The sequence below is a fragment of the Gallibacterium genomosp. 2 genome, assembly GCF_000771895.1.
GTDB lineage: Bacteria > Pseudomonadota > Gammaproteobacteria > Enterobacterales > Pasteurellaceae > Gallibacterium.
In genome coordinates, this window is record NZ_JPXY01000014.1 from 118,933 (window position 1) to 133,707 (window position 14,775).

Sequence of the window (14,775 nt, forward strand, 5' to 3'; positions counted from 1 at the left end):
CTATTATCGTGTTTTCTTGAGGCAAGAACAATAGCCAAAAGCGAGTATTTGTTCGATTTTTATCGTAAGAATTACTTTTCAGGGGGCGGCAAAATTGGTGGCGGTAGCGGTTCTGGTTTGCCTAAAAAATAGGGCTGTTTACCGAGCATAATATCTAAAACTGCTTGCACACGGGCAAAAAATTCACGAAAACGCACCCAAGTATAGCCTTCTGGATTATCCGCCTCATAGCAAATAGCATCAATATCATAATGTTTGGCAATAAATAAGGCTCGTTCACAATGGAAACGCTGGGTGATAATGGTTAAAGATTGTGCTTTGAAAACTTTATCAGCACGAACAACTGAATCAAGCGTGCGAAAGCCGGCATAGTCAAAAAACATAGTTTGTGACGGTACCCCCATTTTTAATAAATCTTTAAACATTCTTTGTGGTTCATTGTATTGGAGCGTTCTATTATCACCGCTGAGCAACAGATAATTGACTTTATGGTGTTTAATTAATGATTCAGCAGCGGATAGGCGATTATAATAAAATAGATTTAACGTATTGTTTTTAAAATATTTTGAAGTTCCCAGCACCAATCCATAAGGTCGATAAGGCAGAAGATCAATATTGCGATAGATACGATCTTTTACCCACCAGCTGATGCCAACATCAACGGTAACCAACAATACGATAGTAAGTGAAAGCAGTGAGAGTATAAACATAAGGCATTTTTTGTAGTGTGTAGCGGCGACACGTTTGCAGTAAGCAAACACATTATGTATCAATGTCTGTAATGCGTGTGATTTGCTCATTTGCTTAAACTCTTTTTGCTTCAATTATCAGTGATAGATTTTATACTATCATAAAAGCAGAATGAGATCTGTGATAATGCGTGATTTTGTGTATGGAGCCGAATCGGAAACTTGAGAAAAAAACGATAGTATGAAACAATCAACGTTATCTTTTTTATCTGAATGTAAGTTTAAGGTTGTCGATAGTGATCGATTTCGACGGTTATCGTCCTAACGTCGGTATTGTTATTTGTAACCAAAAGGGACAGGTCTTTTGGGCGAAGCGATATAATCAAAATTCGTGGCAATTTCCTCAAGGTGGCATTAATCCAAAAGAGACGCCGGAACAAGCGATGTATCGTGAGCTCTATGAAGAGGTCGGCTTAACCGCCAACGATGTCAAAATTATTTATAGTTCAAAACACTGGTTGCGTTATAAATTACCTAAACGTCTTATCCGCCACGATTCACGTCCGGTTTGTATCGGGCAGAAACAGCGTTGGTTTCTGTTACAACTCGTCAGCTCGGAAAAGAATATTAATATGAATGTTGGCTCATCGCCGGAGTTTGACGGTTGGCGCTGGGTCAGTTTCTGGTATCCGGTCAGACAGGTGGTGTCATTCAAACGGGATGTTTATCGCAAAATTATGAAAGAATTCTCAACGGTCTTATTTAGCCAAAGAGAAGATGAAGCTGTTTCATCTCCGGTAAATTATCAGAACGTTCAAAATAAGCGTACTTACGCCAATAATAAACGCTCTTCTTCCGCTAAATATCCAAAACGTTTGTTTAACAAAACAAGGGGTTAGCAATGCTCACATTTTTTCTTATCTGTTTAGTGGTCGGTGCGCTTGTCGGATTTCTCGCCGGGTTATTCGGCATCGGCGGGGGGTTAATTATTGTGCCGGTGCTGGTCTATTTATTACCGATGGCAGGCATTCCGGATAATTTATTGATGTCATCAGCGTTGGGCACTTCGTTCGCCACCATTGTCGTTACCGGTTTTTCTTCCGCACAACGCCACCATAAATTGGGCAATATTGTTTGGGATGCCGTGAAAATTTTGGCACCTGTCATTATGGTAACTACATTTATTTCAGGGCTGTTTATTGGCAAACTGGATAAAGCGATTGCCAGTAAAATTTTTGCCTGTTTAGTCGTCTATCTTGCATTGAAAATGGCGTTGTCGATTAAGCCAAAACAGGCAGTGAAAACATTGACTAAAACGGCTTCGGTAGTTGGTGGAATATTGATTGGTATCGCTTCCAGTGCTGCCGGAATTGGGGGCGGCGGTTTTATTGTGCCGTTTTTAAATTCTCGTGGCATCGATATGAAAAAAGCGATTGGGTCGTCCGCTTTCTGTGGAATGCTGCTTGGTTTGTCCGGTATGTTAAGTTTTATTATTGGCGGCTGGAATGCCGATATGCCGGATTACTCTTTGGGTTACGTCTATTTACCGGCGGTGGTCGGCATTACCGCGACCTCATTCTTTACTTCAAAATTGGGTGCGACAACAACAACCAAATTGCCGATTCCTACCTTAAAACGTTATTTTGCGTTGATGTTGATTGCCATTGCGATAGATATGTTTATTAAATAGAGTGGTTATGAATAGCGAATTTTTTACCTATCCTCAATTTGATCCTGTCATTTTTGCTGTCGGACCGATTGCGCTGCGTTGGTACGGCTTGATGTATTTGATCGGTTTTTTATTTGCGCGCTGGTTGGGAATGCGTCGAGTAAAACGCCCTAACAGCGGCTGGAGTGCCGAGCAGTTTGATAATTTGCTTTTCAATGGATTTTTAGGTGTATTTTTGGGTGGGCGTATTGGGTACGTGCTATTTTATCAATTTGATCTTTTTTTACAGGATCCGCTTTATCTGATTCGTGTATGGGAAGGTGGAATGTCATTTCACGGCGGTTTAATTGGTGTGATCGTTGCGATGTGGTTGACAGCTAGAGCACAAAAACGGCAATTCTTTGCGGTAGCTGATTTTATTGCTCCACTCATTCCATTTGGTTTAGGAATGGGAAGAATTGGTAATTTTATTAACGATGAATTATGGGGTAGAGTAACGGATGTTTCTTGGGCGGTGTTGTTTCCGAGCGGTGGCTATTTACCACGACATCCGTCACAACTATATGAAGCCTTTTTGGAAGGCGTGGTGTTGTTTATTATTTTAAATCTGTTTATTCGTAAACCTCGTCCAACCGGCGCAGTTTCAGGTTTGTTCTTGTTCTGCTATGGTGTATTCCGTTTTATTGTTGAATTTTTTAGAGAGCCGGATCCTCAGTTAGGGCTTTATTTTGGACACGAAATTTCAATGGGGCAGATTCTTTCGACACCAATGATTATTATTGGGCTTTTAATTATTTGGTTTGCATATCAGCGTAAGGGGAAAAACAATGAAACAGTATCTTGATCTTTGCCAGCGTATTATTGATGAAGGCGTTTGGGTAGAAAATCAAAGAACCGGAAAACGTTGTTTGACCGTGATTGATGCCTCATTAACTTACAATGTTGCTGATAATGAATTCCCGCTGATTACCACTCGAAAGAGTTTCTGGAAAGCGGCTATTGCTGAGTTATTAGGCTATATTCGTGGTTATGACAATGCTGCGGATTTCCGTAAATTGGGAACAAAAACTTGGGATGCGAATGCTAATGAAAATGCGGCGTGGCTTGCTAATCCGTATCGTAAAGGTGAAGATGATATGGGGAGAGTTTACGGTGTTCAGGGGCGTTCTTGGCGTAAACCAAATGGAGAAACTATCGATCAGTTGCGTAAAATAGTTAGTGATTTAACCAAAGGGATTGATGATCGAGGTGAAATTTTAACGTTTTATAATCCGGGCGAGATTGAGCAAGGCTGTTTGCGTCCTTGTATGCACACACATACATTTTCCCTATTGGGGGATACTCTATATTTAACTAGTTATCAACGTTCTTGTGATGTGCCACTCGGTTTGACTTTTAATCAAATTCAAGTGTTTGTTTTTTTAGCATTAATGGCACAAATTACCGGACATAAACCTGGAAAAGCGTTTCATAAGATTATCAATGCACATATTTATGAGGATCAACTGGCATTAATGCGTGATGAGCAATTAAAGCGAGAACCTTACCCTTTACCACAGTTAGAGATTAATCCTGATATTAAGACATTGGAGGATTTGGAAACTTGGGTTACGTTAGATGATTTCAAAGTGCATAATTATCAGTGTCATCCGGCAATTAAATATCCGTTTTCTGTTTAGTTGAATAAAAGATAGCACTGTATATCCCAGGTTTTAAGCAGTGCTATCTTGGTTATTTAAGTAACTTCATAAAAAGATCCAGCATTGGTGCTATTTTGCGGTAGATCAAAAAAAAGTGTGTTACTAATATATCAAAAAGAACTTATATATCAATGAATTAAAATTCATTTAATCTTATTTTATACCGAAAATTACTACCAAAGAGGTATAATTCGTATTCAGATAAAAATACCACCTATTGACTGCTTGTGTTAGAATTTCCGCCCGTTAAATTAATCTCAAAGTGCATTTATAAATATATGAACTCGATCAATCAGTTACAGCTTAATCATCTCAGTTGCCAACGAGGTGAACGCATTTTGTTTAACGATGTTAATCTCTGTTTCCAGAGTGGTGATTTTGTACAGATTGAAGGGCATAACGGAGTGGGTAAAACAACGCTGTTACGTGCATTAAGTGGGCTTTCTCGACCAAGAGAAGGGCAGGTTTTGTGGAATAATGAGCCGATTTTGCAACAGCAGGAAGAATTTAATCAAAATTTACTGTTTTTAGGGCATCATTCTGGCACTAAACCAGAATTATCAGCTTGGGAAAATTTGCGTTTTTTCCAAAAAACAACTAATAGTCGTCAACAGGTGGAGGTATTGTGGGAAACCTTACAAGTTGTGGGATTGCTAGGGTATGAAGATATTCCGGCAAATCAATTGTCGGCTGGGCAGCAAAAACGTGTAGCATTGGCGAGATTATGGTTATCAACCGCTCCATTATGGATTTTAGATGAGCCGTTTAATGCGATTGATAAACGTGGCGTGCAGGTTTTGACAAATTTATTTGAGTTTCACATCAATCAAGGTGGAATCGTGATTATTACCAGTCATCAAGATGTACCGAGTCGATTAGTGCAAAAAGTGCAGTTGGAAAAATATAAATTTATTGAAAGCGAATAAAGATGATTTTTTACGAAGTAATTAAGCGAGAATTACAAATCGCAATGCGAAAACCAGGTGAGATCTTAAATCCGCTGTGGTTTTTTTTAATTGTAATTACGCTATTCCCATTGGTTGTCGGGCCTGAACCTCAATTGTTATCCCGTATTGCTCCAGGTATTGTTTGGGTTGCAGCATTATTGTCGGCATTACTCTCTTTTGAACGCTTATTTAAAGATGATTATTTGGATGGTTCTTTGGAACAGCTGATTTTATTGCCGATGCCTTTAGCAATGACCGCACTTGCCAAAATTTTCTCACATTGGCTATTAACTGGATTTCCTTTGATACTGTTATCGCCGATTGCTGCGCTTTTATTATCACTTGAAGTGGATGTATGGTGGGCATTGGTACAAACCTTATTTATCGGCACACCCATTTTAAGCTGTCTAGGAGCTGTAGGAGTAGCGTTAACTGTGGGGTTAAGAAAAGGTGGTGTGTTATTAAGTTTATTAGTTGTGCCGTTATTTATTCCGGTGCTTATTTTTACAGCAGCTGTATTAGATGCCGCTTCATTACATTTGGCGTACGGTGGACAATTGGCGATTTTGGGCGCAATGTTGGTGTTGGCTTTGGTCAGTTGTCCTTTTGCGGTAGCGGCGGCATTACGCGTAAGTTTGCAATAACAATAAATAAATAGAAGGGTAGAAAAATTATGTGGAAATGGTTACATCCATACGCAAAACCGGAAACGCAATATCGTATTTGTCAGCGTTTGATCCCGTTTTTAGGCATTGCTTCACTGCTTGTACTTATGATCGCGATGATTTGGGGGTTGGCATTTGCACCGGCAGATTATCAGCAGGGCAATAGCTTCCGCATTATGTACATTCACGTGCCAGCAGCCATTTGGTCAATGGGCATTTATGCTTCAATGGCAATCGCTGCTTTAGTGGCATTGGTTTGGCAAATTAAACAGGCGAATCTTGCTATGGTGGCAATGGCGCCGATTGGTGCCGTGTTTACTTTTTTGGCATTGGTAACAGGGGCAGTTTGGGGAAAACCGACTTGGGGAACCTGGTGGGTTTGGGATGCACGATTGACTTCTGAATTAATTTTATTATTTCTCTATTTTGGCGTTATTGCGTTATATAGTGCCTTTCAAGATAAGAGTATCGGTGCTAAAGCGGCAGGTATTTTATCGATTGTCGGTGTGGTGAATTTACCGATTATTCACTTTTCGGTGCAATGGTGGAATACCTTACATCAAGGGGCAAGTATCACAAAATTTGAAAAACCATCTATTGCTACAGAGATGTTGATCCCGTTATTGTTAGCGATTTTAGGTTTTATGTTATTGAGTGTTTATTTAACAGTGGTGCGTTATCGTAATGAATTGCTCAGTGCGGATAGGAAACGTGCGTGGGTGCAAACATTGGTCGCAAAAAAGTAGAAGGAAGAAAGAATGACACCATTTTTTGACAGTTGGAGTGCTTTTTGGCAGATGGGAAACCACGGTTTATATGTGTGGCTCTCTTACGGTATTTCAGTGATTTCAGTATTGGCATTAGTGGTTATTAGCCATAGAAATAAAGCAAAAATTTTGCAGGAAATTGCAAAAGATAAACAACGTCAACAACGAATGAAACAACAAGCCTCAACGGAGAACGGATTATGAACCCACGTCGTAAATCAAGACTGTATTTAGTGTTATTTGTACTTGCCGGTATTGCGATTGCGGCAGGGCTAATGCTGTATGCGTTACGTCAAAATATTGATCTTTTTTATACACCGAGCGAAGTAATATATGGCAAAAATAATGATGCTGTTTTGAAGCCTGAGCCTGGGCAACGTATTCGGGTTGGTGGAATGGTAGTAACCGGAACGGTTGAACGAGATCCGCAGAGTTTAAAAGTGAAATTTCAATTAAATGATATTGGACCGGCAATTAATGTGGAATATGAAGGGATTTTGCCAGATCTTTTCCGTGAAGGACAAGGTATAGTTGCACAAGGTACGTTAAAAGATGCAACGACATTAGTGGCAAGTGAAGTATTGGCAAAACACGATGAGAATTATGTTCCACCTGAATTGGGTGAACAAATGAAAAAAGTTCATAATCCAATGGGCGTATCTGAGAAAGATCTTAGCTCAGAATCGGAACGGGATAAAATGATGTTAGAACAAAAATCGCAAGCTGAGGAGAAACAATGATTGCTGAACTCGGGAATTATGCGTTAGCGTTGTCATTGGCGATAGCTGTTTTACTGACAATCGTGCCGTTATGGGGTGTTAAACAAAATAATCCATTATTAATTTCCTTAGCAAGACCGATGACGGTGGGGTTATTTTTAACCCTCTCCTTTGCCTTTTTTGCATTAATGTATCTGTTTGCGATTAACGATTTTAGTGTGCAGTATGTGGTAAATAACTCAAACAGTCAGTTACCGATCTATTATCGTTTATCCGCCGTTTGGGGATCGCACGAAGGATCTTTGTTATTGTGGATTTGGTTGTTAAGCTGTTGGAGTTTGGCAGTTGCTGTTTTTAGCCGTCGCTTACCTCAAGATTCTATTGCCAGAGTATTAGCAGTAATGGGAATGATCAGTATCGGCTTTCTGATTTTTGTCATTTTTGCGTCTAATCCATTTACACGAACATTTCCGGAGCTACCGGTTGATGGTAAAGAGTTGAATCCGATGTTGCAGGATATCGGGCTGATTTTCCATCCACCGTTGTTGTATATGGGATATGTTGGTTTTTCAGTGGTTTTTGCATTTTCTATTGCTTCTCTAATGAGCGGTAATTTGGATACTGCTTGGGCAAGATGGTCAAGACCTTGGACATTAGCGGCTTGGTGTTTCCTAACTTTGGGAATTGTGTTGGGATCTTGGTGGGCTTATTATGAACTCGGTTGGGGTGGCTGGTGGTTTTGGGACCCAGTAGAAAACGCTTCTTTTATGCCGTGGCTTGCCAGTACAGCGTTATTGCACTCTCTTGCGGTAACAGAAAAACGTGGCAGTTTTAAAGCTTGGACGGTTTTATTGGCAATTCTAGTCTTTTCTCTCTGTTTATTAGGCACATTTTTAGTGCGTTCCGGTATTTTAGTTTCCGTGCACGCGTTTGCTTCTGATCCAACTCGAGGATTGTATATTCTGGCTTATCTAGTGATTGTGATTGGCGGCTCGCTGGCGTTATATGCTTATAAAGGTAGCCAAATTCGCTCTCGGGATAATTATCAACGCTATTCACGAGAATCAATGCTGTTACTCAATAATGTGTTATTGATGACGGCGTTGGCGGTAGTGTTGTTAGGTACATTATTGCCATTGGTACATAAACAGTTGGGCTTAGGTTCAATCTCAATTGGTGCACCGTTTTTTGATCAGATGTTTTTAATCATTATGGTGCCTTTTTCTTTATTGTTAGGCATTGGGCCTTTAGTGAAATGGCGGCGTGATCAATTTTCCGTTATTAGAAAACCGGTTGTGATCAGTGTAATTGTAATGGCGTTATTGGGTTTTATTTTGCCGTTAATATTAGCAGATAAAATAACAGTTAGTGTTGTCTTAGGTACAATGATGACGGTAATTATCGTATTGTTAGGTGCTTATGAATTACAGCAACGTGCTACACATCGCAGTTCATTTTTGCAAGGTATCAGTAAACTTTCTCGTTCACATTGGGGAATGTTTTTTGCCCATATTGGTGTCGCAGTAACCGTGTTCGGCATTGCTTTTAGTCAGAATTTCAGCATTGAAAAAGATGTGCGAATGAGTGTCGGAGATAGTGTCGAGGTCGCAGGTTATCAATTTACTTTCAGTCAGGTTAAAGAGAGTAATGGGCCTAATTATTTAGGTGCTACTGCAGAAATTGATGTGAGTAGAGAGGGCAAAAAAATTACTCGATTGGAGGCAGAAAAACGTTTTTATCAAGTAAGTCGAATGAGTATGAGCGAAGCGGCAATTGATGCTGGCATTACACGCGATCTTTATGCAGCGTTGGGCGAACGTTTGGATAATGGTGCTTGGGCGGTAAGACTCTATTATAAACCATTTATCCGTTGGATTTGGTTTGGTGGTTTATTGATGGCATTCGGCAGTGTTTTATGTATGTGTGACCGCCGTTATCGTTTCAGTAAATTGGTTAAGGGTGCAGTTTATGAATAAAAAACTCTATTTGCCGTTAATTATTTTTTTAATCTTTGTGATTGTTGCAACAGTAGCGTTGATTCGTAATGCACAGGGAGAAGATCCGAAAGCCTTGGAATCTGCATTGGTTGGTAAAAAAGTACCGGTTACAGCACACTTAATGAATCTATTTGATCAGAGCAAATCTTATAACGATCAACTATTTTTACAGCAAAAACCGCTATTGTTAAATGTATGGGCAACTTGGTGTCCAACCTGCTTTGCTGAACATCAGTATTTAAATCAATTAGCGAAACAAGGAATTACCATTATTGGCATCAACTATAAAGATGATGTTGAAAAAGCAAAAAAATGGCTGAATGATTTAGGTAATCCTTATCAAGAGGTGATTAACGATCAAAAGGGAAGCTTTGGTTTGGATCTCGGTGTTTATGGTGCACCGGAAACGTTTATTGTTGATTGCCAAGGCATTATTCGTTACCGCCACGCTGGAGACATAAATCAGCAAGTGTGGCAGCAGAAATTACAGCCGCTTTATGAGAAATATGCGGAGGAGGCGGTATGTTCAGCCAAATAAAAAAAATGTTGTTTGTGCTGTTGTTATCTTTCGGATATGTTGTTGCTGCTAATGCTGCTAATGCTGCTAATGCTGCGATTGAGGCGTTACATTTCAGTTCTACTGAGCAGGAGCAAACTTATCATCAATTAACTCAGGAGTTGCGCTGTCCGCAATGTCAGAATAACAATATCGCTGACTCTAATGCTTTAGTGGCGACAGATATGCGTGGCAAAGTGTTTGAACTGCTACAACAAGGGAAAAGCAAACAAGAAATTATTGATTATATGGTAGCTCGTTACGGTAATTTTGTTACTTATGATCCGCCACTTACTGCTGCGACACTGGTTTTATGGTTGGTGCCATTATTTCTTTTAGTTGTTGGTGTGATAATTTTTTGGCGTAAACGTCATTCATTAGCAGATAATGCAATTGAAGAAGATTTAGATGATGCTCAACAACAGCGGTTACAGCAGTTATTAAAAAAGGATAAAGCATAGATGAATTTTTGGTTAAGTGTTTTAGCATTAACATTGGTAATTGCCGTTATCTGTTTTTTACCGTTGTTACGAAAAACTAAAGAAGCAACGGAAATAAAACGTGAAGTATTTAATAAAGCCTTTTATTTCGATCGTGTGAGAGAAATTGAGGAGGCTGCAAAGCAGGGATTATTGGATAACGAGCAACAATTAAAAACAGAATTACAGCAGTCGTTATTATCCGATATTCCGGAACAGTCTAACGCGACACCGCTTTCAGTACGGCACTTCGGCAAAATATGGTTTGTTTCCGCTTTTTTGTTGTTGCTAACAATGGCGTCAGCAAGTTATTTTGCAGTTGGATCTTGGCGAGCTGAACAGATGTTGGAGCAATCTTATCAAAACTTACCGCACTTTTTTGAGCGTTTGAAAGATGAACAAAAACAACCATTATCCAATGCTGAATTGGAGCAGTTTATTGTTGCGTTGCGCCAGGAATTGCAGCGTAATCCTGAAAATGCTGAATATTGGTGGTTAATGGGACAGATGGCGATGGCAACAGATAAAGCACAATTAGCGATGGATAGTTATGCCAAAGCCTATCAATTACAGCCAAGTGATCTTACCTATAAATTGGCTTACGCCAGAATTTTAATGTTTTCTCAAGATCAAAATGACAATAGCAAAGGACGGGCGTTATTATCGGAAGTAATTCGTCAAGATCATAGTAATGCCGATGCATTAGGCTTGTTGGCATTTGATAGTTTTCAGCGTGGTGATTATAAAATGGCGATTGTCAGTTGGAATATGATGTTGCAACTGTTGCCAAAAGATGATCCGAAACGTGAATTATTGGAGCGTAGCATTGAAAATGCGCGTCAAGAAATGCAACGGCAACAGCCAAATTCATCACAAAAATAAAAAAGAGGGGGTAGTGATAATGATCCCGATGCTGGGTATTACAGGATATAGTGGTACCGGAAAAACGACATTATTGGAAAAGTTATTGCCATTATTAGCAGCACGTGGGATTCGTACGGCAGTGATCAAGCATACTCACCACAATGTGCAGTTGGATAAACCGGGAAAAGATAGTTGGCGAATGCAACAGGCAGGGGCAAAACAGGTTATTATGACTTGTGATCAACGCTGGGCATTGATGACGGAAACGCTCGCACCGGTTTCACTGAATTATCTTGCAGCTCAATTTGATCCGCAGTTGGTCGATCTCATTTTGGTAGAGGGGTTTAAACAGGAACCTATTGCAAAAATTTTGTTGCATCGTCAACAATTGGAAAAGCCACTGCCTGAAGTAGATGATTACACCATTGCATTGGCGTTAGATTATCGTTTATCCTTAAGCACAACAAATGTACCTCAGTTAGATATTAATCAACCACAGCAAATCGCTGATTTTATTGTTAAATATTTCAATCATAATCAAGGGAAGTAGTCTATGGCTTCTCAGCTAAGTAAAGAGTATCGAGGCTTGGCGTGGATCTCATCGATTGCGTTTTTTATGCAAACGCTCGATGTTACTATCTTAAATACTTCATTACCGACTATTGCACGCGATTTAAATGAATCACCGCTAAATATGCAGTTAACCATCATTAGTTATGCATTAACTGTAGCATTGTTTATGCCACTTAGTGGCTGGATTGCAGATCGCTATGGTACGTTGAAAGTTTTTCGCTATTCAGTGGCGATGTTTGTTATCGGCTCGATATTCTGTGCTTTCTCCTCTTCATTAAATGTTTTAATTTTATCTCGTATTGTGCAAGGTGTTGGTGGCGCAATGATGATGCCAGTTGCCAGATTAACTTTGATCAAAACAGTGCCGAAAAGTCAGTTGTTATCGGCGTGGAATTTAATGGCAATGGCAGGATTAACCGGACCGATTATGGGACCGTTACTTGGTGGTTTTTTGGTAACTTATATGTCTTGGCATTGGATTTTTTTAATTAATATTCCGGTTGGTGTCATCGGTATTTGGTGTGCACGTTTTTATATGCCTAATTTGATAGGAACAGCAAGTAGATTTGATATTATTGGTTTTGCCCTGTTTTCCGGTGGAATTGTTCTGGCTACATTAGGTTTGGATTTTATTGGTGAAGCTATGCGTAATAAGGCTTTGGCTTCTTCATTTGTTGCCATTGGCTTTTTACTGGTTGGAAGTTATGTGTTGTATGCTAAAGGTAAAAAACGGGTGCTATTTCCGCTTTCAGTCTTTAGAAATACCACTTTTTCGTTAAGTATGATTGGCAACATTTTGATCAGACTTTCTTCCGCCGGCGTACCTTTTTTATTACCGTTAATGTTGCAGTTGGGTTTGGGCTATCCGCCGGATAAAGCCGGAATGATGATGGTGCCGTTGGCAATCAGTTCAATTATTATGAAGCCGATTAATACTAAAATTATTGCGAAGTTCGGCTATAAAAAGACTTTAATTTGTGTCAGCATTTTATTAACTTTGGCTATTCTATGTTTGGGCTTGGTCGGTATTTATCAGCAATTATGGTGGACCATTATCAGCATAATGTTTTATGGTGCTTGTATTTCAATGATTTTCTCCAGTGTCAATACTTTGATGGTCAGCGAATTAAAAGATGATCAAGTTAGTGCTGGTACAACGCTATTAAGTGTGGTACAACAGATTGGTATCAGTTTAGGAATTGCCGCTGCTTCTGTGGTATTAAACTTATACTATCAGCATACAGCACAAGGTACGGAGTTGATTGCGAGTTTTAGTTATACCTTCTTTACCTTATCTATTTTTGGCATATTATCGTTGGTAACATTCTTGTTTTATCGAACAGATGTTGGGGCTGTAATGCAAAATAAACGTGGTGAATCATAGTTATTCAATTTGGTTATAAAACGAAACTTTTTGTTATTTCAGTTTAAGTTCTGATTGACTATGCTATATCGCTATAGTGCGTAAGTTTGATCTTGGACGCATAATAAAACATTACTTAGGAGTAATCAGATGAAGTTAAAATCAATTTTTGCTTTAAGTGCAGTGGCAGCGACTTTATTAGGAGCAGCTAATTTTGTTTATGCAGATAAAACCTTTATTAACTGTACCAGCCGTTATCCGCAGGGAATTAGCCCGGCATTGGTAATGGATGGCATTTCTTATAATGCCAGTTCACAGCAAGTTTATGATCGTTTAATTAACTTTAAACGAGGATCAACTGAGATTGAACCGGGATTAGCAGAAAGTTGGGATATTTCTACCGATAATTTGACTTATACTCTACATCTTAGAAAAGGTGTAAAATTCCACAGTAGTAAAAATTTCAAGCCAACACGTGATTTCAACGCTGATGATGTGATTTTTTCTTTTATGCGTCAGCTTGATCCTAATCATCCTTATCACAACGTGTCGAAAGGCACCTATCCTTACTTTAATGCGATGAAATTTCCGCAATTATTAAAATCGGTTAAAAAAGTGGATGATAATACCGTAGAAATTACCCTAACTCGTCCAGATGCTACCTTTTTACCGACATTAGGAATGGATTTCCTCTCTATCTACTCATCGGAATATGCAGATCAAATGATGAAAAAAGGTACGCCGGAAAAAGTAGATACCGATCCGATTGGAACAGGTCCATTTGTTTTTGCAGGTGCAAAATTGGATCAGGCACTGCGTTATAAAGCTAACCCAAATTATTGGCGTGGTAAAACCCCGATTGATACTTTAATTTTTAGTATTACGCCGGATGCCACAGCACGTTATGCAAAATTGCAGAAAGGGCAGTGCGATATGATTGATTTCCCGAATGCTGCAGATCTTGAACGGATGAAGAAAGATCCTAAAGTTCAATTAGTTTCTCAACCGGGATTAAATGTTGCTTATATTGCGTTTAATACTGAGAAAAAGCCGTTTGATAATGAAAAAGTACGTCAGGCATTAAATTATGCTGCGGATAAATCAGCGATTATTGAATCCGTGTATCAAGGTGCTGGTATTCCTGCAAAAAGCCCTTTGCCACCTACAATTTGGAGCTATAACAACAGTATTCAAGATTACCCATTTGATTTAGAAAAAGCGAAACAGCTTTTAGCGGAAGCAGGTTTCCCTAATGGTTTTGAAACCGAACTATGGGTGCAGCCGGTGGTGCGTGCTTCTAACCCTAATCCTCGCCGTACCGCAGAAATTTTACAGAATGACTGGGCAAAGATTGGTGTAAAAGCAAAATTGGTCAGTTATGAATGGGGTGATTATATTAAGCGCACTCGTGCTGGAGAGTTTACTGCCGGAATTTATGGTTGGTCAGGTGATAACGGTGATCCGGATAACTTTTTATCGCCGTTGTTAAGTTGTGAAAATGCCAATAACGGTAGTAACTATTCTCGTTGGTGTAATAAAGAGTTTGATGCTTTGCTGGCAAAAGCGATCGTCACTTCAGATAAAAATGTGCGTACTCCGTTATACGAACAGGCACAGGAAATTTTCCATAAGGCAGTGCCGTGGATTCCAGTGGCTCATTCGGTCAGTTATACTCCGTTAAGCCCACGTGTTCGTAATTATGCGCAGAGTCCTTTTGGCTATAATGCGTTTTATGGTGTTGATGTTGTTGAGTAAAGTTTAAAGAAGCAAAAGAAAAAGCAAAAGTG

General features: G+C 39.4%; 16 protein-coding genes and 1 pseudogene. 16 read left to right on the forward strand and 1 reads right to left on the reverse strand.

Features of this window, described 5'->3' with window-relative positions:
* Positions 1-71: 71 nt before the first annotated feature.
* The gene (locus P375_RS03015; RefSeq protein WP_039134179.1) at positions 72-800 is read right to left on the reverse strand and encodes a SanA/YdcF family protein; all 729 of its coding nucleotides are present in this window, start codon (positions 798-800) and stop codon (positions 72-74) included.
* Positions 801-985: 185 nt separating this feature from the next.
* On the opposite strand from P375_RS03015, the pseudogene rppH reads away from it, so the two are divergent.
* The 16 genes and pseudogenes from rppH to P375_RS03095 form a co-directional block, all read left to right on the forward strand.
* Positions 986-1,454, forward strand: a pseudogene (rppH, locus tag P375_RS03020) (RNA pyrophosphohydrolase); the annotation flags it as partial.
* A 136-nt stretch (positions 1,455-1,590) separates the two neighbouring features.
* Complete coding sequence (locus tag P375_RS03025) at positions 1,591-2,379, forward strand: sulfite exporter TauE/SafE family protein (RefSeq protein WP_039134181.1); 789 nt, start codon at positions 1,591-1,593, stop codon at positions 2,377-2,379.
* Between the two features lie 7 nt (positions 2,380-2,386).
* Positions 2,387-3,202, forward strand: a complete 816-nt coding sequence (gene lgt, locus P375_RS03030) for a prolipoprotein diacylglyceryl transferase (protein ID WP_039134183.1) — start codon at positions 2,387-2,389, stop codon at positions 3,200-3,202.
* Positions 3,186-4,037 carry a thymidylate synthase gene (locus P375_RS03035; protein WP_039134186.1) on the forward strand — a complete coding sequence of 284 codons (852 nt, stop codon included), beginning with the start codon at positions 3,186-3,188 and terminating at the stop codon, positions 4,035-4,037. The genes lgt and P375_RS03035 overlap by 17 nt, the downstream gene beginning before the upstream one ends.
* 299 nt (positions 4,038-4,336) lie before the next feature.
* Entirely contained in the window at positions 4,337-4,984 is a 648-nt protein-coding gene (ccmA, locus tag P375_RS03040) for a cytochrome c biogenesis heme-transporting ATPase CcmA (RefSeq protein ID WP_039134189.1), read from the forward strand.
* A 2-nt stretch (positions 4,985-4,986) separates the two neighbouring features.
* On the forward strand, positions 4,987-5,649 hold the full coding sequence (ccmB, locus tag P375_RS03045; protein ID WP_039134192.1) for a heme exporter protein CcmB: 663 nt from the start codon (positions 4,987-4,989) through the stop codon (positions 5,647-5,649).
* Positions 5,650-5,678: 29 nt separating this feature from the next.
* A complete protein-coding gene (locus P375_RS03050) occupies positions 5,679-6,416 on the forward strand; it encodes a heme ABC transporter permease (RefSeq protein ID WP_013746524.1) in 738 nt (245 codons plus the stop codon).
* A gap of 12 nt (positions 6,417-6,428) precedes the next feature.
* On the forward strand, positions 6,429-6,641 hold the full coding sequence (gene ccmD / locus P375_RS03055; RefSeq protein ID WP_039081710.1) for a heme exporter protein CcmD: 213 nt from the start codon (positions 6,429-6,431) through the stop codon (positions 6,639-6,641).
* Positions 6,638-7,177, forward strand: a complete 540-nt coding sequence (ccmE, locus tag P375_RS03060) for a cytochrome c maturation protein CcmE (RefSeq protein ID WP_039134195.1) — start codon at positions 6,638-6,640, stop codon at positions 7,175-7,177. The genes ccmD and ccmE overlap by 4 nt, the downstream gene beginning before the upstream one ends.
* Positions 7,174-9,132, forward strand: a complete 1,959-nt coding sequence (locus tag P375_RS03065) for a heme lyase CcmF/NrfE family subunit (protein WP_039134198.1) — start codon at positions 7,174-7,176, stop codon at positions 9,130-9,132. Before ccmE ends, P375_RS03065 begins: the two co-directional genes overlap by 4 nt.
* On the forward strand, positions 9,125-9,691 hold the full coding sequence (locus tag P375_RS03070; RefSeq protein WP_039134201.1) for a DsbE family thiol:disulfide interchange protein: 567 nt from the start codon (positions 9,125-9,127) through the stop codon (positions 9,689-9,691). Before P375_RS03065 ends, P375_RS03070 begins: the two co-directional genes overlap by 8 nt.
* Positions 9,692-9,696: 5 nt before the next feature.
* Positions 9,697-10,170 carry a cytochrome c-type biogenesis protein gene (locus P375_RS03075; RefSeq protein WP_245176413.1) on the forward strand — a complete coding sequence of 158 codons (474 nt, stop codon included), beginning with the start codon at positions 9,697-9,699 and terminating at the stop codon, positions 10,168-10,170.
* Entirely contained in the window at positions 10,171-11,070 is a 900-nt protein-coding gene (ccmI, locus tag P375_RS03080; RefSeq protein WP_039134207.1) for a c-type cytochrome biogenesis protein CcmI, read from the forward strand. It begins immediately after the preceding gene.
* 19 nt (positions 11,071-11,089) lie between these two features.
* Positions 11,090-11,602: a molybdopterin-guanine dinucleotide biosynthesis protein MobB gene (gene mobB / locus P375_RS03085; protein WP_039134210.1), complete on the forward strand. Its 513-nt coding sequence runs from the start codon at positions 11,090-11,092 to the stop codon at positions 11,600-11,602.
* A gap of 3 nt (positions 11,603-11,605) precedes the next feature.
* Positions 11,606-13,009, forward strand: a complete 1,404-nt coding sequence (locus P375_RS03090; protein WP_039134213.1) for a DHA2 family efflux MFS transporter permease subunit — start codon at positions 11,606-11,608, stop codon at positions 13,007-13,009.
* A 129-nt stretch (positions 13,010-13,138) separates the two neighbouring features.
* The gene (locus P375_RS03095) at positions 13,139-14,743 is read left to right on the forward strand and encodes an ABC transporter substrate-binding protein (RefSeq protein WP_039134216.1); all 1,605 of its coding nucleotides are present in this window, start codon (positions 13,139-13,141) and stop codon (positions 14,741-14,743) included.
* The last annotated feature ends 32 nt before the right edge of the window (positions 14,744-14,775 follow it).

What these genes read in the sequence shown, in the direction of transcription:
- P375_RS03015 (WP_039134179.1), bottom strand. Translation starts at nt 800, where the DNA reads ATGAGCAAATCACACGCATTACAGACATTGATACATAATGTGTTTGCT.
- P375_RS03025 (WP_039134181.1), top strand. Translation starts at nt 1,591, where the DNA reads ATGCTCACATTTTTTCTTATCTGTTTAGTGGTCGGTGCGCTTGTCGGA.
- lgt (WP_039134183.1), top strand. Translation starts at nt 2,387, where the DNA reads ATGAATAGCGAATTTTTTACCTATCCTCAATTTGATCCTGTCATTTTT.
- P375_RS03035 (WP_039134186.1), top strand. Translation starts at nt 3,186, where the DNA reads ATGAAACAGTATCTTGATCTTTGCCAGCGTATTATTGATGAAGGCGTT.
- ccmA (WP_039134189.1), top strand. Translation starts at nt 4,337, where the DNA reads ATGAACTCGATCAATCAGTTACAGCTTAATCATCTCAGTTGCCAACGA.
- ccmB (WP_039134192.1), top strand. Translation starts at nt 4,987, where the DNA reads ATGATTTTTTACGAAGTAATTAAGCGAGAATTACAAATCGCAATGCGA.
- P375_RS03050 (WP_013746524.1), top strand. Translation starts at nt 5,679, where the DNA reads ATGTGGAAATGGTTACATCCATACGCAAAACCGGAAACGCAATATCGT.
- ccmD (WP_039081710.1), top strand. Translation starts at nt 6,429, where the DNA reads ATGACACCATTTTTTGACAGTTGGAGTGCTTTTTGGCAGATGGGAAAC.
- ccmE (WP_039134195.1), top strand. Translation starts at nt 6,638, where the DNA reads ATGAACCCACGTCGTAAATCAAGACTGTATTTAGTGTTATTTGTACTT.
- P375_RS03065 (WP_039134198.1), top strand. Translation starts at nt 7,174, where the DNA reads ATGATTGCTGAACTCGGGAATTATGCGTTAGCGTTGTCATTGGCGATA.
- P375_RS03070 (WP_039134201.1), top strand. Translation starts at nt 9,125, where the DNA reads ATGAATAAAAAACTCTATTTGCCGTTAATTATTTTTTTAATCTTTGTG.
- P375_RS03075 (WP_245176413.1), top strand. Translation starts at nt 9,697, where the DNA reads ATGTTGTTTGTGCTGTTGTTATCTTTCGGATATGTTGTTGCTGCTAAT.
- ccmI (WP_039134207.1), top strand. Translation starts at nt 10,171, where the DNA reads ATGAATTTTTGGTTAAGTGTTTTAGCATTAACATTGGTAATTGCCGTT.
- mobB (WP_039134210.1), top strand. Translation starts at nt 11,090, where the DNA reads ATGATCCCGATGCTGGGTATTACAGGATATAGTGGTACCGGAAAAACG.
- P375_RS03090 (WP_039134213.1), top strand. Translation starts at nt 11,606, where the DNA reads ATGGCTTCTCAGCTAAGTAAAGAGTATCGAGGCTTGGCGTGGATCTCA.
- P375_RS03095 (WP_039134216.1), top strand. Translation starts at nt 13,139, where the DNA reads ATGAAGTTAAAATCAATTTTTGCTTTAAGTGCAGTGGCAGCGACTTTA.